This is a genomic window from Streptomyces sp. NPDC050636 (genome assembly GCF_040654775.1).
GTDB lineage: Bacteria > Actinomycetota > Actinomycetes > Streptomycetales > Streptomycetaceae > Streptomyces.
The window spans coordinates 1-19,816 of the sequence record NZ_JBFAIP010000108.1; the positions used below are offsets into that span (position 1 = coordinate 1).

The following is a 19,816-nucleotide window of genomic DNA, read 5'->3' on the forward strand; positions in this document are numbered from 1 at the left end:
CAACACCAGGCCCGCATCAGCCACTACACACGACGCGGACACAGTCCATAGAACTACCCAACCGTCACAGCAAACACCGTTGCAGTACTAGGCCCGCGCGGCCGTCCGGCACGGCCTGGACACCGGCCAGGCACAGCCGGCGACCGCGCACCGCTACGGCCGCCTCCTCCAGGAATACGGGCTCATGTTCTGGAACTCCATCGCCGACTGATCCGTTCTCACGTCAGGCCGGCCGAACCGAACTGGTCGGACTGCTCCTCGTAGCGGGCGGCCAGTCGCCGATCTCCCTCCTCCGTGAGCGAGCCGTGCAGCCGCAGCCGGGCGATCCCGCCGTCCGGGAAGATGTCGATCCGGACGTGGGTGACGGCCGGAGCGTCGTCCAGCAGGAAGCGGTGGACGGTGTCGGGCTGGAGACGGGTGCGCGGCAGCAGCTCGGTCCACTCGCCTTCCGTGCCGCCCACGCCCTTCGGGTCGTCCCGTCCGAACAGGGCCGCCCAACCCGCCGAGTTGCCCTTGAGATAGCCCGTGTCGATCTCGACGGCGCGGATCACGGACTGCTCGGTGAGGCGGTAGCGGACCCAGTCGTTGCCGGTACCGCGGCGGCGCCGGGTCTCCCAGCCGTCGTCCATCTTGCGGGAGCGTCCGGGCTGGATGGTGTTGGTGGGCGAGGAGTAGAAGCGGTCCGAGGCGTCCTCCACCTGGCCGCCGTTCTCCAGGGCGGCGAGATCGAAGGTGCCCAGCGCGGCGAGCCACTGCGGCGCCGGGGCAACCTCGCCGTGGACACGGAGGCGGGCGACGCCGCCGTCGGGGTGCTGGTTGAGGCGCAGATGGGTGAAGCGGCGTTCGACGGTGACCTCGAAGCCGTTGGCGGCATGGCCGCCGACGGCGGTGCGCGGGACGAGGGTGGTCCAGGTGACGTCGTCGGAGAGGAGTTCCCCGGGTGACGGGGAGCCCTCGACGCAGGTGCCCTCGACGCTGACGGACTGCGGGTAGTTGCCGCGGAAGTGGGCGGTGTCGACGACGATGCCGCGGATCACGCCGGGCGCGCCGAGCCGGATCAGCGCCCAGTCGTGGTCCGCGTCCGTCGGGAACGGGTGCTCGCCGTCGACGCCACGTCGGCGGCGGGTCTCCCAGCCATCCATGATCTTGCCCTTGTGGCCGAAGGCCTCGGGGTCGAAGTGGGCGGGCTCGGGCTTCAGGAGGTTCTCGCGCTCGGCGAAGAACTCGTCGTTGGCGGCGGTCACGCCCGCGCCGAGCCGCCGGTCGGCGAGGTCGGGGAGATGGGCGAACGGGAACCCCGCAGGGCCGGGCGTGCGGTAGTCGGCGTACGGGTCGCCGCCCGCATAGGGGCGGGCGTCGCCGGTGAAGCGGGGTATGTCGGCGGTGTCGGCGGTGGTCATACGCTCTGCGGCCTTTCCAGGAGCTCGCCGGTGGGCTCGGCGAGAGTGGCACCGTCGTTGATCTGCCGGCCACGCAGCCAGGTGGACCGGACGACGCCGTACAGGGTCTTCCCGGCGTATGCGGTGATCTTGTTGCGGTGCTGGAGGGCGGCCGGGTCGACGGTGAAGGTCTCCTCGGGCGCGAGGACCGCGAAGTCGGCGTCCCGGCCGGGCTCGATGGCGCCCTTCTGGCCGAGGCCGACCAGCGCGGCGGGGGCGGTGGCCATCCAGCGGACGACGTCGTCCAGGGTGTGGCCGCGCTCGCGGGCCGCGGTCCAGATGGCGGGCAGGCCGAGCTGAAGGGAGGAGATGCCGCCCCAGGCCGCGCCGAAGTCGGCGGTCTTGAGGTCGGCGGTGGAGGGCGAGTGGTCGGAGACGATGCAGTCGATGGTGCCGTCGGCCAGGCCCTCCCACAGCGCGTCCTGGTTGGCGGCCTCACGGATCGGCGGGCAGCACTTGAACTCCGTCGCGCCGTCCGGGATTTCCTCGGCGGCCAGGGTCAGGAAGTGCGGACAGGACTCGACGGTGATCTTGACGCCTTCGCGCTTCGCGGCGTAGATCAGCGGCAGCGCGTTGGAGGAGGACAGATGCAGGACGTGCACCCGCGCGTTGAGCTTCTTGGCCAGGGCGATCAGCCCGGCGATGGCGTCGTCCTCGCACACCCGGGGACGGGAGGCGAGGAAGTCGGCGTACTTGGGGCCGTGCGGCTGCGGCGCCTCGTCCAGGTGGCCCGGGTCCTCGGCGTGCACGATCAGCAGGCCGTCGAAGCCGGCGATCTCACCGAGGGCGGCGGCCAGTTGCTCCTGGTCGAGCTGGGGGAACTCGTCCACGCCGGACGGCGAGAGGAAGCATTTGAAGCCGAAGACCCCGGCGTCGAAGAGCGGCCGCAGGTCCTTGACGTTGCCGGGGATGGCTCCGCCCCAGAAGCCGATGTCGATATGCGCCTTGCTGCGGGCGACCTCGCGCTTGGTGTCGAGGTGGTCGACGGTGGTGGTGGGCGGGAGGCTGTTGAGCGGCATGTCCACGAGGGTGGTGATACCGCCGGCCGCGGCCGCGCGGGTGGCCGTCCAGAAGCCCTCCCACTCGGTGCGGCCGGGGTCGTTGACGTGTACGTGGGTGTCCACGAGGCCGGGCAGCAGGACGTCGTCACCGAAGTCCTCCACCCGCGCCCCGGCCGGCGCCTCGGCGTCGTGCGGCAGCACCGCCGCGATCTTCCCGCCCTTGACGGTGACGGACGCGGCCCGCGTCCCCTGCGGGGTAACGACGCGCGTGGAGCGCAGCACCAGCTCTATTTCGGACACCCGGTCCCCTCCTCGTATCGTGTCTTCATCGTCGCGTGATGGCGCGTGGGCTGCCACGGCGGTCGATGACGCTCCGGCTCCCGCGGCACGGAGTTCCGGCTCCCGCGGCACGGGATGCGGAATTCAACAGTCTGTTGAACGGAGTCTTCACTCCGGACCGCGGCCCGTCAAGACCCCTTGGCCGGCACCGGCGCGACGACCACCCCGGTGCCCTCCGGGAGCACCGTCTCCCGCTCGACCACACGCCTGACCTGCGACGGGATGACGCTCTCCGGAATCGGCCCGGCATCCGCCACGACCCGACCACGGCCGGAGACCAGGGCGTGGAGCACCCCGGCGACGAGCATTCCGAAGATCCACGAGAACGGCGCGACCGCCTCGGTGCCGCGATCAGCGAACCCATCGGTATCGGCCACGAGCACGGTGGCCCGGGTTTCGCGATCGAGGATCCCCAGGTGCGGCCTCCACGCCCAGAACGGCTCATGACGAGGATGCGCATGACGCTCCAGCGTTTTGGAGGATTCCATAGAATGGACAGTAGGTTTCACGCAGCAGAACGTAGCTACGGCCACTGGCACCGTCAGGGGATTCCGGCTAGGAGCTCACCCCGTGGAACAAACGGGCCTTGACCGGCGGGAACGAGCGTGCGAGAGGCCGTGTGTCTTCCCGAAGGGACCGGTAGGCTGCTCCGGTCGGGCCCGGCGCCCGCAAGCCCTAGGGCACGCCCTAGCCGAGACCGATCTGACCTGCCCCGAAAGGAACGCGCCGTGCCGCCGTCCAGCGCCAGCACCTCCGCCGCCGAAGCCAAGCCCGCGGGCGCCAGCGGCGGCGTCCAGTCCCTTGAGCGCGCCTTCGACCTGCTGGAGCGGATGGCCGACGCCGGGGGCGAGGTCGGCCTGAGCGAGCTCTCCACCAGCAGCGGGCTGCCGCTCCCCACCATCCACCGGCTGATGCGGACCCTCGTCGCCTGCGGCTACGTCCGTCAGCAGCCCAACCGCCGGTACGCCCTCGGCCCCCGCCTGATCCGGCTGGGCGAGAGCGCGTCGCGGCTGCTCGGGACCTGGGCCCGGCCGTTCCTGGCCCGGCTGGTCGAGGAGACCGGCGAGACCGCCAATATGGCGCTGCTCGACGGCGACGAGATCGTCTATGTCGCCCAGGTGCCGTCCCGGCACGCGGTGCGGATGTTCACCGAGGTCGGCCGCCGGGTGCTGCCGCACTCCACCGGCGTCGGCAAGGCACTGCTCGCGGGCCACCCGCCGGAGGAGGTCCGCGCGCTGCTCGGCCGGACCGGCATGCCCGCCGCGACCGAGAAGACGATCACCGACCCGGACACCTTCCTCGAAGCACTCGCCGAGGTCCGCCGGGCCGGCTACGCGGTGGACGACAACGAGCAGGAGATCGGCGTCCGCTGCTTCGCGGTGCCGGTGCCCAACTCCCCCACCTCGGCGGCGATCTCCATCTCCGGCCCGACCGGCCGTGTGACGGAGGCGTCGAGGGACAAGATCGTGCCGGTGCTGCAGGACGTCGCGGCACAGCTGTCGGTCGCGCTCGCCAACCAGACACCTGCGTAGGACGGTCGCCGGGCCGGGGCGCACGCGGGTACCTCCCGGGCCCTCAGGGCAATGGGGGAGACTCCGGCCACGACGGCGACGGGGCCGGGTGCATCTCCCGGCCGCGCGGCAGCTCCCCGAAGCGGTCGATCCCCTCACACACCTCGGTCAGCGCGGGCGACAGTGCGCTGACCGAGCCGACCGCCCCGGCGATCAGCAGCAGCGAGCGGCGCAGCCGGGGCACCTCCGGCATCCCGTGACTCACCATCGCGTCCAACGCGGCCAGTTCCTCGTCCGCGGCCGCCCGGTCGGGTAACTCCCCCGGAAGCACGGCCAGCTGACGGCGCAGCCGGGCCACCGCCCCGCGCAGCGCCGCGACCCGGGCGTCGTCCTCGACCCCGGTCACCGCTCGCTTCTGCCTCTGCCCCTGCTCCACAACGACGGCGTCCTCCAAGGCCGCTGGCCGTTTCGCAATGCGGGCAAGTTAACGCCACTCTGTGGTCATCGCGCCATACGGAGAGCGAAAAAACCGGATCATCGACCGGATCCACGCGCCGGGGGCGCAACGCGACGATCCCCGACGCAACGATCCCCGCCGGGCCGGAGAACCGGGCCTGACGGGGACCAATGGTTACGCGCCGGAGATCAGGAAGTCTCCGTGGGCGCCACCGCGTTGCGCCACACCCGCACATCGACGGTCATGTAGCTGCTGGGGCTGGAGCTCGGTGCGTAGCCCTTCAAGGTGATCAGCGCGACATGGCCGTAGCCGGTGGTCAGGCACATCTGCGCGCCCTTGGTGAGCTGCTTGGTCAGGATGGTCTCGGTGAACCGGGTCACGCTGCGGCAGGTCGCCAGCGAGCCTTCCTGGCCCGCGGTGAGCAGCACCAGCTTGCCGGTCTCGGTGCTGACGGTGTCGTCCGAGTAGTTGTTGTCCGTGTAAGTGAAGTCTTCATTCGTGTCGTTGTCCGAGTTGCTCGGCGTGACCGGCTCATCGGACATCGACAGGTGGTACTCGCCGGGCAGGTCGATGCTCTTGTAGTCGACCGGCTCCGGATCCTTCACCGGGGTGGGGGCGCTGGAGGCATCGTCGCCGCCGCCTTCATCACCGCTCCCCGTCTCCTCACCGGTGGGCTCCGGCGACGCGTCGGCGCCCGACTTCTTGTCGTCGGCCTGATTGCTCGACTTCTTGCCGTCGTTCTTCATGAAGTAGTAGACGGCGCCACCGCCCGCTCCCGCGAAGACCAGCAGGCACACCAGCACCAGGGCCGTGATCAGCCCCTTGCGCTTCTTCTTCGGCGGCTGAGGGGCGGGAACTGTGGCGGTCGGACCGGTGGACGCCGGGCCAGCGGGCGCCGGCGCGACGGGCGTTGTGCCGGTGGCGGTCGGCGCGTAGGCCGCCGGACCGAAGCCGGGTGGCGGGGTCTGCGGGTGGTTCAGCGCGGTCGGCACCGGCTGAACCGGCGCCGCGGGCTGGGTGGGCGGTGCCGACGGCTGCGCCGGGGGCTGGGCCGGCTGGGCCGGGGGCTGCGCCGGCGCCTGCAGGGCGGCCGTCGGCACGTCCGGTGCCTCCAGCGGGGGCGGCGGCGCCTGCGCGGGCGCGGGGGCCGCCGAACGCGTGGTGATGTCCGCGGCGACGGCGGTGGGCAGCCATTCCTCGGGACGGCGCAGCTGCGTCTCCCCGGAGGCCGCGCCGCACAGCTCGATCACTTCGGCGACGGACGGCCGGGCCGAGGGGTCCTTCGTCAGACAGCGGGAGACCAGCTCGTGCAGTTCCTCGGGAAGCCCGGTCAGATCCGGCTCCTCGTGGACGATGCGGTAGAGCACACCGTGCGAAGTGCCCTCGCCGAAGGCCGGGTTGCCGATGGCCGCGTACGCCGCGACCTGGCCGAGCGCGAAGATGTCGGTGGCGGGGGTGATGGTCCTGCCGGCGGCCTGCTCGGGCGCCATGAAGGTGGGGGTGCCGACGGTGACGCCGCTGCTGGTCAGGGACGTGGCGTCGGCGGCACGGGCGATACCGAAGTCGATGACGCGCGGGCCATCGGCGGCCAGCAGCACATTGGACGGCTTCAGGTCACGGTGCACGATGCCCGCGCCATGGATGACCTGCAGCGCCTCGGCGATACCGGCCACCAGCAGCAGCACGGTGGAAACCGGGAGCCGGCCGTGCTCGGCGACGGCCGCGGAGAGCGAGGGGCCGGGGACGTACGCGGTGGCGAGCCAGGGGCTGGCGCCGTCGGCGTCGCTGTCGATGACCGGGGCGGTGAACAGCCCCTGGACGCGCTGCGCGGACTGCACCTCCTGCTTGAAGCGGCGGCGGAACTCCGCGTCCTCGCTGAACTCCGGCCGGATCACCTTGATGGCGACCGGTCGCCCACCGGGTGTGTATGAGAGATAGACCTTGCCCATGCCGCCGGCGCCGAGCTTCGCCGTGAGGCGGTAGCCCGCGATGGCCTTCGGGTCGTCACCTTCCAGCGGCTGGAAGATGCCGGATGGCCCCACACTGTTCACCACTACGTCCCCCGACTCGAAAATGGGCCCGCCGTGTCGGCACGACGGCCACGATGTCCGCAACGGGGCAGCACTTTATCCGGCCCCGGCCCGCACCGTGACATCGAAGGCGGGGAACCTGGCGCCATGTCCGAAGAGCCGGTTTCGCACCCGGTTTGCGCTGGGTTTCGGCGGCTCATCGCGCGTTGGCCATGACCGGCCTGACCATGCGTCAGTACGTACGTTCCCCCGGGCACCCGTTGGCGTGGGCGTATGCGATCCGACGCGTGCGACACGACGGGATGGAGCATTCTCCCTTCCGGGGAAATATCCGGCATATCACTGAATCGGAGACCGCCATGGAGCCCGACCCCGGCCCCGAGACCGGCCAGCACCGTCGCCGCATCAGCATCGTGCAGCTCATCTGCCGCGCGTACGGCCTCTCCGACGCGTCCGAGATCACCGTCGAGCACATACACCGCTTCGTCACCGAACGCCGGCTCACGGACGCGCGGAGCCCACAACTCCGCGACCGGCTCCGGCCGCGCATCCCGCGCCAAAGGGCGCCCGGCGGCACGGCATAGCCCAACGCGCCGCGCCACGGGGTGCCATGAGGTAAGCAGACCTCATGGCACCGCACTCATCACCACGAGAGTCATCGACACAAGACTCGTCCGCACAAGGGCCATCAGCGCGAGAGCCGTCGACACGAGAGCCGTCGACACGAGAGCCATCAGCACGAGAGTCATCAGCGCGACCCGAAGGGAAGGTCGCCGGGCTGCTGCTCGCCGCGGGCGGCGGGCGGCGGTTGGGCGGGCACCCCAAGGCGCTGCTCGACCACAGGGGGCGCCCCTTGGTGGAGCACGCCGCGCGGGTACTGAAGGACGGCGGCTGCAGTCCGGTACACATCGTGCTGGGCGCGGTCGCCGATTCCGTACGCGAGCGGGCCGACCTCGCCGCGTACACCACGTCGGAGAACCCGAACTGGGCGCAGGGCATGGGCTCCTCACTCCGGGTGGGGCTCGCCGCGCTGGCCGGATCGGGGGCGGACGCGGTGGTGGTGGCACTGGTGGACCAGCCGGGCATCGGCGCCGCGGCGGTGGCGCGGGTGGTGGCCGCGTACGAGGGCCGCGCTTCGCTCGCATCTGCGGCGTACGAAGGGCGGCGCGGCCACCCCGTGCTGCTCGGCGCGGATCGCTGGACGGATGTCGCGGCAAGCGCGGAGGGCGACCGCGGCGCGCGCGCCTACCTGCAGCAGCACGCGGATGCGATCACGCTGGTCGAGTGCGGGGATGTGGCGGAGGCGTACGACATCGACAGGCCGGAGGATCTGCACCGACTGGAATGACGCGACGGCCAGGAGGAGCCGGTCGGCCAAGCGGCGCCCCCCGTAATCGAGAGTGACCGGCATGGCACTGAGAGCCATTCGATCACCGTTTCTGTCGACTCAGAGAATCTCGACATCAACAAACCATTGAAGTTCCGCAATAAGGAAACTACTCTCCACTGGTCAGAAGCGCCCTGAACCCAGACGGCGCCCGCGACCGCACTTCGGAGCCGGCGGCACCCCGTGCCGCTCGGGCGCCCCGGCGGCCGCCAGGCACCGCCGCTGAATGGAGTGACAGCTCATGTCCGCACCAGCGCCGTCCCCGCTGGCCATCGTCGAAGTCGACCCCGACCACACCCCCACACGGCAGGCCGAGGTCCTCACAGACGCCGCACTCGCCTTCGTGGCGGAGCTCCACCGGCGGTTCACCCCGCGCCGCGACGAGCTGCTCGCACGCCGCGCCGAGCGCCGCGCCGAGATCGCCAGGACCAGCACCCTGGACTTCCTCCCGGAGACCGCGCAGATCCGCGCCGACGACAGCTGGCGGGTCGCCGAGGCCCCCGCCGCGCTCAACGACCGCCGCGTCGAGATCACCGGTCCCACCGACCGCAAGATGACCATCAACGCCCTCAACTCGGGCGCCAAGGTCTGGCTCGCCGACTTCGAGGACGCCTCGGCCCCCACCTGGGAAAACGTCGTCACGGGTCAGCTCAACCTGATCGACGCCTACGAGCGCCGGATCGACTTCACCGACCCGAACTCCGGCAAGTCGTACGCCCTCAAGCCCGCCGAAGAGCTCGCAACCGTCGTGATGCGGCCGCGCGGCTGGCACCTGGAGGAGCGGCACCTGCAGTTCGAGGGCCAGTCGGTCCCCGGTGCCCTCGTCGACTTCGGCCTCTACTTCTTCCACAACGCGAAGCGACTGCTGGACCTCGGCAAGGGCCCATACTTCTACCTCCCGAAGACCGAGTCGCACCTGGAGGCCCGCCTCTGGAACGACATCTTCGTCTTCGCCCAGGACTACGTCGGCATCCCCCAGGGCACCATCCGCGCCACCGTCCTCATCGAGACGATCACGGCGGCGTACGAGATGGAGGAGATCCTCTACGAACTCCGCGACCATGCCTCGGGCCTGAACGCCGGCCGCTGGGACTACCTCTTCTCCATCGTCAAGAACTTCCGTGACGGCGGCGCCAAGTTCGTCCTCCCGGACCGCAACGCGGTCACGATGACGGCGCCCTTCATGCGCGCGTACACCGAACTCCTGGTGCGCACCTGCCACAAGCGCGGCGCCCACGCCATCGGCGGCATGGCGGCCTTCATCCCCAACCGCCGCGACCCGGAGGCCAACGAAAAGGCCCTCGCCAAGGTCCGTGCCGACAAGGACCGCGAGGCCGGCGACGGTTTCGACGGCTCCTGGGTCGCCCACCCCGACCTGGTCCCGATCGCCCGCGCCTCGTTCGACGCGGTCCTCGGCGACAAGCCCAACCAGAAGGACCGGCTGCGCGAGGACGTCCACGTCGCCCCCGCCGACCTCATCGCCATCGACTCCCTCGACGCCAAGCCCACCTACCAGGGCCTGGTCGACGCCGTACAGGTCGGCACCCGCTACATCGAGGCATGGCTGCGCGGCCTGGGCGCCGTCGCCATCTTCGGCCTGATGGAGGACGCCGCGACCGCCGAGATCTCCCGCTCGCAGATCTGGCAGTGGATCGACGCCGGCGTCGTCTTCGAAGGCGGGGAACACCAAGGCGTGAGGGCCACCGCGGAACTCGTCCGCGAGGTCGCCGAACAGGCACTCACCGACATCCGCACCGAGGTCGGCGAGGACGCCTTCACCTCGGGCAAGTGGCAGCAGGCCCACGATCTGCTGCTGCAGGTCGCGCTGGACGCCGACTATGCGGACTTTCTGACGTTGCCGGCTTATGAGCGGCTGGTCGGCTGAGTCTCCGCCCGTAGAGCCCGAAGGGCCGGTACGTGCCGCCGCACTGCGGTACGAACCGGCCCTTCGTCATGCGCCGATCTGACCCGCCTGCACCAGGCTTCCCGGCGTCGTACGTACGCAGCGTGGTTGGGGCTTCGCGACGTCACGTTACGGTGTTTGTAGTAGCCGGACACTATGAACGTAGTGGGGTAGAACGGCAGGGCAGGGCAGCACCGCAGGGCAGTAGGACGGCAGGACAGGACAGTTGGACAGGGCAGTAGGAGCGGGCGGCGTGGCGCGACGGCGGGATCAGGTACTGGACGCGGCGATCGAGGTCCTGGGGGCCGAGGGCTCACGGCGGTTGACGTATCAGGCCGTGGACACCGCCGCGGGCGTCCCCACGGGCACCACGTCCAACTATTTCCGCAACCGCGCCGCCCTGATCGATGGCATTGTCGACCACCTCCAGACCCTGGAGCGGCGCGAGTGGGAGGCGTTCGCGGCAGACGCCGACCCGTCCGACCAAGGCGAGCTGGCCGACGCGTTGGCCGCCTTCGTCCGGCACGCCACCGGTCCCGCGCGCGCACGGACCGCCGCCCGCTTCGCGCTCTTCCTTGAGTCCTCGGCCCGCCCAGAGCTGCGCGCGCCCCTCGCGCGGGGGCGCAAGGCGGTCCTCGCCTGGAGCGCGGAGTGGGTACGCCGCTTCGGCTCCCGCGCACCGGAGCGGCACAGCCGTATCCTGCTCGACCATCTCGACGGTGCCGTACTGCACCAACTCGCCTTTCCCGACGACGACTTCGACCCGACGGCAGACATCCGCGAGGTGCTGAGCGGGCTGTTGAGCGGGGCGACGGGTGAGTCGATGACTGGGTCGACGGGCGGGTCGTTGAGCGGGTCGTTGGACTGAGCCGCGAGGGAGTCGGCCGGCGGGCCGAGGCGCGTCGCCGCCCAACACGTCGCGCAGGCCCATGGGTTGGCGCCGCTTGACGGGTATACGTCACCCTCCAAGTCTGGTAGGAAAGCTTCCTAACGATTGGGGAACCCCCCACGGCCCACTCCGGAACTGGAGGACACCATGCGCACCCGATCGATAGGCAGAGCCCTGCCCAAGACCGCCACCCGCATCACCCTCGGCCTCGCCCTGCTCGCCGTACCGGCCACCGCCGTCGCCACCACGGCCGTCCCGGACAGCCACCGCGCCCCGGCCGCGGCCCGCTCCGCGCCGCACGCCGCACGGGCCGCGGCCGGTCTCGACGATCCGGCGAAGAAGGAAATCGCCATGCAGCTGGTGTCGAGTGCGGAGAACTCCTCGCTGGACTGGAAGGCCCAGTACAAGTACATCGAGGACATCGGTGACGGCCGGGGCTACACCGGCGGCATCATCGGCTTCTGTTCCGGCACGCACGACATGCTGGAGCTCGTGGAGCTGTACACCAAGCGCAAGCCGGACAACATACTCGCCAAGTACCTTCCCGCGCTGCGCGAAGTGGACGGCAGCGACTCTCACGAGGGCCTGGACCCCGACTACACCAAGGACTGGGAGAAGGCCGCCCAGGACAGCGAGTTCCAGAAGGCACAGAACGACGAGCGGGACCGGGTCTACTTCAACCCTGCGGTCAAGCAGGGCAAGGCCGACGGGATCGGCGTGCTGGGCCAGTTCGCGTACTACGACGCGATCGTGATGCATGGCGACGGCGACGACGAGACCAGTTTCTCCAGCATCCGCGAGCGCGCGCTCGCCGAGGCCAAACCGCCGGCTCAGGGCGGCGACGAGAAGACGTATCTCAATGCCTTCCTCGACGCCCGGGTCTGGGCGATGGAGCAGGAGGAGGCACACAGCGACACCAGCCGGGTGGACACCGCGCAGCGGGTGTTCCTGAAGAACGGGAACCTCGATCTGCATACGCCGCTGGACTGGAAGGTGTACGGGGAGAGCTTCCACATCGACTGACGCGGCACGCAACGCCCGACGCCGACGCCCCGCGGCCGCCCGACTGGCTGGCTGGCTGAACGGCCGACCGACCGACTGGCCGACCGACTGACCGGCTGGCCGACCGACCGACCGACCGACCGGCTGGCTGGCTGGCTGGCTGGCTGGCTGCGCGGTGAGGTGCCCTGAAACCGCACCACTACACCCGCCCACCCCCCGAAGGGGGGTGGGCGGCGGGGAAAAACAAATAAGGGGGCGGGTGGGCGGCGGGGAAAAACCAGAGGAGCACGCAACGGCCCGTAGGAGAACAGCAATTGCCGCTCCCCTACGGGCCGTTGCCAGTGGGTAAGCCGACCGGTACGTAGGCCGGTAACTGCCTAAGCCGGTAACTGCATAGGCCGGTAGGTGGGTGGGACCGCTCAGCAGATGGGGACCGCTCAGCGGGCGGGGGCCACTCAGCGGACGGGCCGCTAAGTGGGTGCGGCCCCTCAGTGGGCCGACGATGACGCCGGCTCGCCCGAGTCGTCGACCTTGCCGCGATCCGGCTGCCGGGGAATATCCGCGGCGCCTTGACCGTTATCGTCACCATGACCGGCCCCGCCGCCCTGACCGGACACGTCACCGACCGTCGCCGCTTCCCCGCCTGTCGCCGCCTCAGCATCCGCGTCCGCTCCCGCTCCTGGAGCCGCATCGGCGGCCGCCGGCTCGTCCGCGCCCTTCCTCCCGAAGTGGTTGAACGCCAGGTTGAGAAGGATCGCGACCAAGCAGCCGGTGCTGATGCCGGAGTCCAGGACGACCAGCATGTCCTTGGGGAAGTTGTGGTAGAACTCCGGCGCCGCGATCGGGATCAGGCCGATGCCCACGGCCGCCGCGACGATCAGCGCGTTCTCGCCCTTCTCCATCGCGGCGGAGGCCAGCGTCTGGATGCCACTGGCGGCCACCGAGCCGAAGAGCACGATGCCCGCGCCGCCGAGGACCGGCAGCGGCACCAGCGAGATGACCGAGGCTGCCATCGGGCACAGACCCAGCACGATCAGAATCAGGCCGCTGGTCGCCACCACGTAGCGGCTGCGCACCTTGGTCATCGCGACCAGGCCGATGTTCTGGGCGAACGCGCTGTTGGCGAAGCCGTTGAACAGTGGGCTGATCGCCGAGCCGAGGGTGTCGGCGCGCAGTCCGCCCTCGATGGTGCGCTCGTCCGCCGGGCGGTCGACGATCTTGCCGAGGGCGAGCATGTCGGCCGTCGACTCGGTCATACAGACCAGCATCACGATGCACATCGAGACGATCGCGGCGATGGTGAACTGCGGGGCCCCGAAGTGGAAGGGCGTCGGGAAGCCGATGAGGTCCGCCTCGGCGAGGGCGGAGAAGTTGGTGATGCCGACGGGTATCGCGATGAGCGTGCCGGCGATCAGGCCGAGCAGGATGGCGATCTGCTGGAGGAAGCCGCGTAGCACCCGGCGCAGCACCAGCACGATGACAAGGGTCAGCGCGGCCATCCCGATATTCGTCAACGAGCCGTAATCCGGGGCCTGTTGATTGCCTCCCTGGGACCAGTTGAAGGCCACGGGGAGAAGGGAGACACCGATCAGCGTGATGACGGTGCCGGTGACGACCGGCGGGAAGAAACGTACGAGCTTGGAGAAGTAGGGGGCCAGGACGAAGCCCAGTACACCGGCGACGATCACCGCACCGAAGATGATGGGGAGGGCGTTCTCCGGGCTTTCGGACTTGCCGATGGCGATCATCGGGGTGACGCCGGCGAACGAGACACCGTTGACGAAGGGCAGTTTGGCGCCGACCTTCCAGAAGCCCAGCGTCTGCAGCAGCGTTGCGATGCCTGCGGTGAAGAGGCTGGCGCCCATGAGGAACGCGGTTTCGGTGGGGCTCAGGCCGCAGGCCGGCCCCACAATCATCGGCGGGGCCACCACACCCGCGTACATCGCGGCCACATGCTGGAGGCCGCTGGTGAACATCTTGAAGGGTGGGAGGGTCTCGTCGACCGGATGCTTCCGGTCTCCCTCCGTCTGCTGCCCGGGGGTTGCGGCCACGGCGGGCCTCCTGTCGATTTCTGCACCGTCGGACCGACGGTGCGAGGCTGTCACGGAGGGCGTGCGATGTGGTGCGGTGGTGCGGGTGGCCGCGCTGGTGGGCGGTGCCGTGGTGGGGGCCGCGCTTGTGGCGCGTGACGGCGGTGGAGCGGTTGGCCGGCCCGGGGGTACGAGGTGAATCCGCGTACCCCCGGGGTCCGGCGCTTGTGGATCCCGCTCGGATCCACAAGCTCAGCCGGGAGCCGTCCCTCCCGACCGAGTCTGTGGGGTAAGGCCATTGAGGGGATCAGCCCTCACTGGCGATACGGGCCAGACGCTGCGCCTCGGCCCGCGCGGTGCGGGCGATGGCGTCCTCGTCGACATTGGTCAGGTGGTTGTCCTCGACGACCGGCTTACCGTTGACCAGTGACAAGGTGACCGGGGCGGCCGCACCGAAGACCAGCGCGGTGACCGGGTCGGCGATGGAGGAGTGGCCGAGGCCGTCCAGCTTCCACAGCACCAGGTCGGCGAGCTTGCCGGCCTCCAGCGAGCCGATCTCGGACGTACGGCCGAGGACCTGCGCGCCGCCGTAGGTGCCGAGCCGCAGCGCCTTACGGGCGTTGAGCGCGGCCTCCTTGTGGGCGCCGAGGCGGTTGATGAGCAGCGCGTTGCGCAGCTCGGTGTGGAGTTCGCCGGACTCGTTGGAGGCGGTGCCGTCGACGCCGAGGCCGACCGGGACGCCGGCCGCGAGCATGTCGGGGACTCGGGCGATACCGGCGGCCAACCGGGCGTTGGAGGACGGGCAGTGGGCGACTCCGGTTCCGGTGCGGGCGAACGCCGCGATGTCGGAGTCGTTCATGTGGACGCAGTGCGCCATCCACACATCGTCACCGAGCCAGCCGGTCGACTCGAAGTAGTCGGTCGGGCCCATGCCGAAGAGTTCATGGCAGAACTTCTCCTCCTCGACGGTCTCCGAGCCGTGGGTGTGCATCCGCACGCCCTTACGGCGGGCCAACTTGGCGCCCTCCCGCATGAGTTCGGTGGAGACGGAGAACGGCGAACAGGGCGCGGCGGCGATGTGCACCATCGAGCCGAAGGAGGAGTCGTGGTGGGTGTCGATGGCCTCTTCGGTCGCCAGCAGGGCGCCCTCGGTGGTCTCGACGGCGAAGTCCGGGGGCAGACCGCCGTCCTTCTCGCTGCGGTCCATGGAGCCGCGGGCCAGTGTGATGCGGGCGCCGATCTCGGCGGCGGCCGCCAGCTCGGCGCCGACCAGGTCGCCGGAGCCCTCGGGGAATACGTAGTGGTGGTCGGAGGCGGTGGTCACACCACCCTTGACCATCATGCCGAGCGAGCCCTGGGTGGCCGCAGCGAGCATCGGGGCGTCGATACGGGCCCAGGTCGGGTAGAGCGCGACCAGCCAGTTGAACAGGTTGTGGTCGGTGGCCAGGCCCCGGGTGATCCACTGGTAGAAGTGGTGGTGAGTGTTGATCAGACCAGGGGTGACCAGATGTCCTGTTCCGTCGACACGGCGGACGACGTTCGCCAGGCCCTCGGGTGCCTTGCCCGCGCCCACCGACTCGATGACGTTCCCCGCGACGACGATATGACCGATGGCGTACTCGGTGTCGTCGGCGTCGACGGTTGCGAGGGCACAGTTCTCGATGACAATGCGTTCGATCGCGCTGTCAGGGGCTGCCGATGCTGCCATGGTGCTTCCTCGTGCTTTCTTGAGAGTGGCGGTTGGGCACGGCATGGCCCTACGGGATTTGAGTGCCGGAGCCGGGCGAGGCGGCTGACAGTACCGCTGCCCTGGGCGTGCTCCGGGTGCCGAGATGGTGGAAGAACAGGTTCAGCAGGACCGCGGCCAGGGCTCCGGCGCTGATCCCGGAACCGAGCACGGTCTGCGCCCAGGCGGGAAAGTCGGCGTAGAAGGTCGGCGCGGCGAGCGGGATGATGCCGGCGCCGAGCGATACGGCCACCAGGATGATGTTCGAGCTGTCGTCGAGACCGGCCGCGGAGAGCGTACGGATGCCGCTGACCGCGATCGATCCGAACAGGACGATACCCGCGCCGCCGAGCACCGGCATCGGTACCACGGAGACCACGGCGCCCAGGACGGGGAAGGCACCGAGGACCAGGAGCACGGCGCCGGCCAGCGCGACGACGTACCGGCTGCGCACCCGGGTGAGCGAGACGACGCCGACGTTCTGCGCGAAGGCGCTGGTCGGGAAGCCGCCGAAGACCGGTCCGAGGAGGGTGGCGATGCCGTCGGTGCGCAGTCCGCGGGTGAGTGTCGCGCCGGTGGCCGGGCGGTCGCAGATCTCGCCGAGGGCCAGCATGCCGGCCGACGACTCCGTCATCAGGACGAGCATCACGATGCACAGCGAGAGGATCGCGGCGGGCTGGAACTCGGGGGCGCCGAAGGAGAACGGGGTGGGCAGCGCGGCGACCGGTGCCGAGCGCAGCCCGTCGAAGCTTGCCATCCCGAAGGGCAGCGCGGCCAGGGTGCCGGCGACGAGGCCGAGCAGCAGCGCGATCTGTTTGACGAAGCCTTTGGTGAAGCGCTGGATGAGCAGGATCACCACGAGGGTGAAGGCGGCGAGCGCCAGGTACTTCATGTCGCCGAAGTCGGCGGCTTCCTTGTCGCCGCCCTGCGCCCAGCCGACCGGTACGGGCATCAGGGTCACCCCGATGAGGGTGATGACGACGCCGGTGACCAGCGGCGGGAAGAACCGGAGCAGCTTCCCGAAGAACGGGCCGACCGCGAGGCAGAAGGCACCGGCGACCATCACCGCCCCGTAGATCGCGGGGAGTTGGTGAGCCTTGTCATTGGACTCGGCGATGGCGAGTATCGGGGTGATGCCGGCGGAGCTGGCCGCGTTGACGAACGGCAGCCGGTTGCCGGCGAACTTACGGATGCCGAGCGTCTGCAGGAGCGTGGCGAGCCCGGCGATGAGCAGGCTCGCGGCGATCAGCCGGGTGCTGCCCGCGGTGTCCAGGCCGACGGCCTGGCCGATGATGAGCGGAGGGGTGACGACACCGGCGTACATCGCGGCGATGTGCTGGAGCGCGGCGGGGATCAGCCGCTCGGCCGCCGGCTTCTCGTCCACCGGATGGACCGGCGGCGCGGGGTGGTGCTCAATGTGCGAATGCTGTGCCATGGGTCGTTCCCCTCAGGATTCGCGCCCCTCCCCGCTGTCGGGTGGGGAGGGGACGCGAGGCACTTCGCGGCGTCTCAGCCGTCAGAGGTTGGTCAGATCCACCGGGATCCGGGCTTCGACACCGTCGCGCAGAACAGTGGCTTCGATCAGGCCGTACGGGCGGTCCGCCGCGTAGTAGACCTCGTTGTCGTTCTTGAGCCCGAACGGCTCCAGGTCCACGAGGAAGTGGTGCTTGTTCGGGAGCGAGAAGCGGATCTCGTCGACCTCGGAGCGGTTGTTGATTATCCGCGAACCCATTTGGTACAGGGTCTGCTGGAGGGAGAGGCTGTAGGTCTCCGCGAAGGCCTGCAGCATGTGCTTCTTGACCTGCTCGTACGAACGCTCCCAGTTGGGCATCCGCTGCGCGTCGTCGGTCCAGTTGAACCGCCAGCGGCCGGACACCTCGGTGGCGAGGATGCGGTCGTACGCCTCCTTCAGCGTCGTGTACTTGTCCTTGATGTAGCCCCAGAACTCCGAGTTGGTGGAGTTCATCACCACGAGGTCCTTCAGGCCCGAGATGACCTGCCACTGCTCACCGTCGTAGGTGATCTCGGTGAGCCGGGTCTCCTGGCCCTGGCGGACGAAGGAGTGGTTGACCTCGTCCGAGCCGATGAACCGGGAGTTGTTGTCGGCGGTGGCTATCCGGTCCCAGGCGTACTCCTCGATGCGGATCCGGGCCCGCTTGATCGGCTCCTGGCTGGTCACGAAGTGCCGGGCCAGGTGGATGCCGAACTGCTCGGCCGACTCGATCCCGTACTCCTTGGCGAAGGCGAAGACGGTGTTCTTGGTCGTGTCAGTGGGCAGGCAGTGGGCGTTGGAGCCGGAGAGGTGGACCTCTTCCAGGTCGCCGGAGAGCGCGACCGAGACGTTCAGGTCCTTGATGTGGTGCGTGTCGCCATCACGGGTGATCTTGACGACGCGGTTTTCCGCTTTGCCGTACTGGTTCTGGCCGAGAATCGTGGGCATGACGGTGCTAGCTCCCTCGGTATACGGAGTAGCCGAACGGGTTGAGCAGCAGCGGTACGTGGTAGTGCTCGCCCGGCTTGACGGCAAAGGTGATTGCCACCTCCGGGAAAAAGGCTCCGCTGTCCCTTACGCGGGGGGCGTCCTGCTGTTCCTCGGCTTGCTGGTTGGCCTTGTTGGATACGAAGTAGTCCTCGACGGCGAAGTCGAGGCGTACGTGAGTGGTGCCTTCCGGCAGGGCCGGCAGGTCCTTGCAGCGCCCGTCCGCGTCGGTCTTGGACGCGCCATGGGCGGTCCAGGCGGCGTCGCTGCCGGAGCGCACCGAGAGCGTGAGGGCGACGCCCTCCGCGGGGCGGCCCACGCTGGTGTCCAGGATGTGGGTGGACACCGACGTCGGTGCAGCCGTCTCGCTGCTCATGCTGCGTCTCCTTCTGCGAGTTCCGCGAGGCGGGTCAGGCGAATGCGGTTGATCTTGCCGAGTTCCACACGAACGATCTCTCGTTCCTGTTCCGGCGTGTTGTCGATCCGGTTACGGACCGCATCCCGCATCTGCTCTCCGGTACGGCCGGAGGCGCAGATCAGGAAGACATGGCCGAACTTCTCCTGGTAGGCCAGGTTGAGTTCGAGCATTTCCGCCTTGAGGTCGTCGGAGGCGCCGGCCATCCCGCTCTGCTCACGGCTGGAGGTCGGGTCGCCCGGCTTCGGCCGGCCGATCGGCGGGTGCCCGGCCATCGCCTCGGCCAGGTCGGCCGCGGTCAGCTCGGCCATGGCGGCGTCACTCGCGGCGTACAGGGCGTCGGTGTCGGCGTACGGGCGCTGGGCGAGAATCTTGCTCCCCCATGCCCGGCTGGCACACACCTCGTGCAGTGCGGCCTCGGCCGTACCGTCGTCGGCGGTGTTGAACCGGGAAAGCCCCGGGGTCGAACTCGAAGACACGGGAAGCCTCCGTGGCCTGGTGCTGGACAGCTCTGGTTGGCTGGAAACAGCTAAGACCCCCGGCAACATCCCGTCAACACTTTGTTGAAAAGTCGGCAACTCAAAAGCCGCCGTCCAGGTGACTCGGACAGCGGCTTCAAGGCTCCGACCAGCAACTACGCACACTTCACACCGGTCGGCACCGGTCGCGACATTCTCCCTCTCCAGGAGCCCCGGCGTCGCGGCTGGGCGTCAGCAGTTCTCGGTGATCACGTCTTCCAGCGTCGAGAGGGACAGGCGGTCATCCTCCAGCTTCTTCTCCAGGCTTTCGGCGGCTTGCCGCAGTGCCGCGATCGCCGCGGCATCCGGAACCGGTTGCGCCTGGAGGTCGCCGATCTTCTTCCGGAGCTCGTCGATCCGCTTCTCGGTTCGCCCGATCTCCGCCCCCTGCGCCTTCGCCAACCGCCTCATCATCTGGCAAGGGCTTTCGTGCGCCGGCGCCATGGCGACCTCCTTGTTGCTCCTACGGACACCGGCCCGGCTGACGTCCCGACCGGCGCGAGACGCGGCCAGTCTCCGGCGCTCCGGCACGCCCCGCACCCCTGCTCGGGCCATTCGGGAAAACGGCGAGGGCGGGCGGGCCCCCCGGGGGGCGGGCGGCCGCCCGGGCGCCGCCCCCCCCCGCGGGGCCCCCCCCACAACCACCCCCCCACCCCACCCCCAACAAACCACACCAGCGGGACAGAGCGC

18 protein-coding genes are annotated in these 19,816 nt (G+C 69.7%); 6 read left to right on the plus strand and 12 right to left on the minus strand.

What is annotated here, in order from left to right; translation table 11 throughout:
* Nucleotides 1-218 precede the first annotated feature (218 nt).
* The 3 genes from alc to AB0I10_RS35665 form a co-directional block, all read right to left on the minus strand.
* Nucleotides 219-1,400, minus strand: a complete 1,182-nt coding sequence (gene alc, locus AB0I10_RS35655) for an allantoicase (RefSeq protein ID WP_363156874.1) — start codon at nt 1,398-1,400, stop codon at nt 219-221.
* Nucleotides 1,397-2,740, minus strand: coding sequence for an allantoinase AllB (allB, locus tag AB0I10_RS35660; protein ID WP_363156875.1), 1,344 nt, complete (start codon nt 2,738-2,740; stop codon nt 1,397-1,399). The genes alc and allB overlap by 4 nt, the downstream gene beginning before the upstream one ends.
* A gap of 167 nt (nt 2,741-2,907) precedes the next feature.
* Entirely contained in the window at nt 2,908-3,267 is a 360-nt protein-coding gene (locus tag AB0I10_RS35665; RefSeq protein ID WP_363156876.1) for a hypothetical protein, read from the minus strand.
* Nucleotides 3,268-3,507: 240 nt separating this feature from the next.
* Between AB0I10_RS35665 and AB0I10_RS35670 the strand changes: the two genes are divergently transcribed.
* Nucleotides 3,508-4,311: an IclR family transcriptional regulator gene (locus tag AB0I10_RS35670; protein ID WP_363156877.1), complete on the plus strand. Its 804-nt coding sequence runs from the start codon at nt 3,508-3,510 to the stop codon at nt 4,309-4,311.
* Nucleotides 4,312-4,354: 43 nt separating this feature from the next.
* Here AB0I10_RS35670 and AB0I10_RS35675 read toward each other — a convergent pair whose 3' ends face one another.
* Nucleotides 4,355-4,696: a DUF5955 family protein gene (locus AB0I10_RS35675; RefSeq protein ID WP_363156878.1), complete on the minus strand. Its 342-nt coding sequence runs from the start codon at nt 4,694-4,696 to the stop codon at nt 4,355-4,357.
* 239 nt (nt 4,697-4,935) lie between these two features.
* A complete protein-coding gene (locus tag AB0I10_RS35680) occupies nt 4,936-6,801 on the minus strand; it encodes a protein kinase (protein WP_363156879.1) in 1,866 nt (621 codons plus the stop codon).
* Nucleotides 6,802-7,136: 335 nt separating this feature from the next.
* Between AB0I10_RS35680 and AB0I10_RS35685 the strand changes: the two genes are divergently transcribed.
* The 5 genes from AB0I10_RS35685 to AB0I10_RS35705 all read left to right on the plus strand — a co-directional run bounded on the left by AB0I10_RS35685 (nt 7,137) and on the right by AB0I10_RS35705 (nt 11,979).
* Nucleotides 7,137-7,361 (plus strand): hypothetical protein, encoded by a 225-nt coding sequence (locus AB0I10_RS35685; RefSeq protein WP_363156881.1) that lies wholly within the window; start codon nt 7,137-7,139, stop codon nt 7,359-7,361.
* A gap of 194 nt (nt 7,362-7,555) precedes the next feature.
* Complete coding sequence (locus AB0I10_RS35690) at nt 7,556-8,125, plus strand: nucleotidyltransferase family protein (RefSeq protein WP_363156892.1); 570 nt, start codon at nt 7,556-7,558, stop codon at nt 8,123-8,125.
* 280 nt (nt 8,126-8,405) lie between these two features.
* Nucleotides 8,406-10,049: a malate synthase A gene (gene aceB / locus AB0I10_RS35695; RefSeq protein WP_363156882.1), complete on the plus strand. Its 1,644-nt coding sequence runs from the start codon at nt 8,406-8,408 to the stop codon at nt 10,047-10,049.
* Between the two features lie 271 nt (nt 10,050-10,320).
* Nucleotides 10,321-10,935, plus strand: coding sequence for a TetR family transcriptional regulator (locus tag AB0I10_RS35700; protein WP_363156883.1), 615 nt, complete (start codon nt 10,321-10,323; stop codon nt 10,933-10,935).
* A gap of 168 nt (nt 10,936-11,103) precedes the next feature.
* On the plus strand, nt 11,104-11,979 hold the full coding sequence (locus AB0I10_RS35705; protein ID WP_363156884.1) for a chitosanase: 876 nt from the start codon (nt 11,104-11,106) through the stop codon (nt 11,977-11,979).
* Nucleotides 11,980-12,446: 467 nt separating this feature from the next.
* Here AB0I10_RS35705 and AB0I10_RS35710 read toward each other — a convergent pair whose 3' ends face one another.
* The 7 genes from AB0I10_RS35710 to AB0I10_RS35740 form a co-directional block, all read right to left on the minus strand.
* Nucleotides 12,447-14,009, minus strand: a complete 1,563-nt coding sequence (locus AB0I10_RS35710; RefSeq protein WP_363156885.1) for a nucleobase:cation symporter-2 family protein — start codon at nt 14,007-14,009, stop codon at nt 12,447-12,449.
* Between the two features lie 286 nt (nt 14,010-14,295).
* Entirely contained in the window at nt 14,296-15,696 is a 1,401-nt protein-coding gene (locus AB0I10_RS35715; protein ID WP_363156886.1) for an 8-oxoguanine deaminase, read from the minus strand.
* Between the two features lie 49 nt (nt 15,697-15,745).
* A complete protein-coding gene (locus tag AB0I10_RS35720; protein ID WP_363156887.1) occupies nt 15,746-17,149 on the minus strand; it encodes a nucleobase:cation symporter-2 family protein in 1,404 nt (467 codons plus the stop codon).
* 81 nt (nt 17,150-17,230) lie between these two features.
* On the minus strand, nt 17,231-18,154 hold the full coding sequence (gene pucL, locus AB0I10_RS35725) for a factor-independent urate hydroxylase (RefSeq protein ID WP_363156888.1): 924 nt from the start codon (nt 18,152-18,154) through the stop codon (nt 17,231-17,233).
* A gap of 7 nt (nt 18,155-18,161) precedes the next feature.
* The gene (uraH, locus tag AB0I10_RS35730) at nt 18,162-18,569 is read right to left on the minus strand and encodes a hydroxyisourate hydrolase (protein ID WP_363156889.1); all 408 of its coding nucleotides are present in this window, start codon (nt 18,567-18,569) and stop codon (nt 18,162-18,164) included.
* Entirely contained in the window at nt 18,566-19,087 is a 522-nt protein-coding gene (uraD, locus tag AB0I10_RS35735; protein ID WP_363156890.1) for a 2-oxo-4-hydroxy-4-carboxy-5-ureidoimidazoline decarboxylase, read from the minus strand. The genes uraH and uraD overlap by 4 nt, the downstream gene beginning before the upstream one ends.
* A 231-nt stretch (nt 19,088-19,318) precedes the next feature.
* Nucleotides 19,319-19,570, minus strand: a complete 252-nt coding sequence (locus tag AB0I10_RS35740) for a hypothetical protein (protein WP_363156891.1) — start codon at nt 19,568-19,570, stop codon at nt 19,319-19,321.
* Nucleotides 19,571-19,816 lie beyond the last annotated feature (246 nt).

Excerpts from the sequence above, each read along its gene's own strand:
- aceB (WP_363156882.1), top strand. The coding sequence starts at position 8,406 with ATGTCCGCACCAGCGCCGTCCCCGCTGGCCATCGTCGAAGTCGACCCC.
- pucL (WP_363156888.1), bottom strand. The coding sequence starts at position 18,154 with ATGCCCACGATTCTCGGCCAGAACCAGTACGGCAAAGCGGAAAACCGC.
- AB0I10_RS35715 (WP_363156886.1), bottom strand. The coding sequence starts at position 15,696 with ATGGCAGCATCGGCAGCCCCTGACAGCGCGATCGAACGCATTGTCATC.
- AB0I10_RS35740 (WP_363156891.1), bottom strand. The coding sequence starts at position 19,570 with ATGGCGCCGGCGCACGAAAGCCCTTGCCAGATGATGAGGCGGTTGGCG.
- alc (WP_363156874.1), bottom strand. The coding sequence starts at position 1,400 with ATGACCACCGCCGACACCGCCGACATACCCCGCTTCACCGGCGACGCC.
- uraH (WP_363156889.1), bottom strand. The coding sequence starts at position 18,569 with ATGAGCAGCGAGACGGCTGCACCGACGTCGGTGTCCACCCACATCCTG.
- AB0I10_RS35685 (WP_363156881.1), top strand. The coding sequence starts at position 7,137 with ATGGAGCCCGACCCCGGCCCCGAGACCGGCCAGCACCGTCGCCGCATC.
- AB0I10_RS35720 (WP_363156887.1), bottom strand. The coding sequence starts at position 17,149 with ATGGCACAGCATTCGCACATTGAGCACCACCCCGCGCCGCCGGTCCAT.
- AB0I10_RS35705 (WP_363156884.1), top strand. The coding sequence starts at position 11,104 with ATGCGCACCCGATCGATAGGCAGAGCCCTGCCCAAGACCGCCACCCGC.
- AB0I10_RS35665 (WP_363156876.1), bottom strand. The coding sequence starts at position 3,267 with ATGGAATCCTCCAAAACGCTGGAGCGTCATGCGCATCCTCGTCATGAG.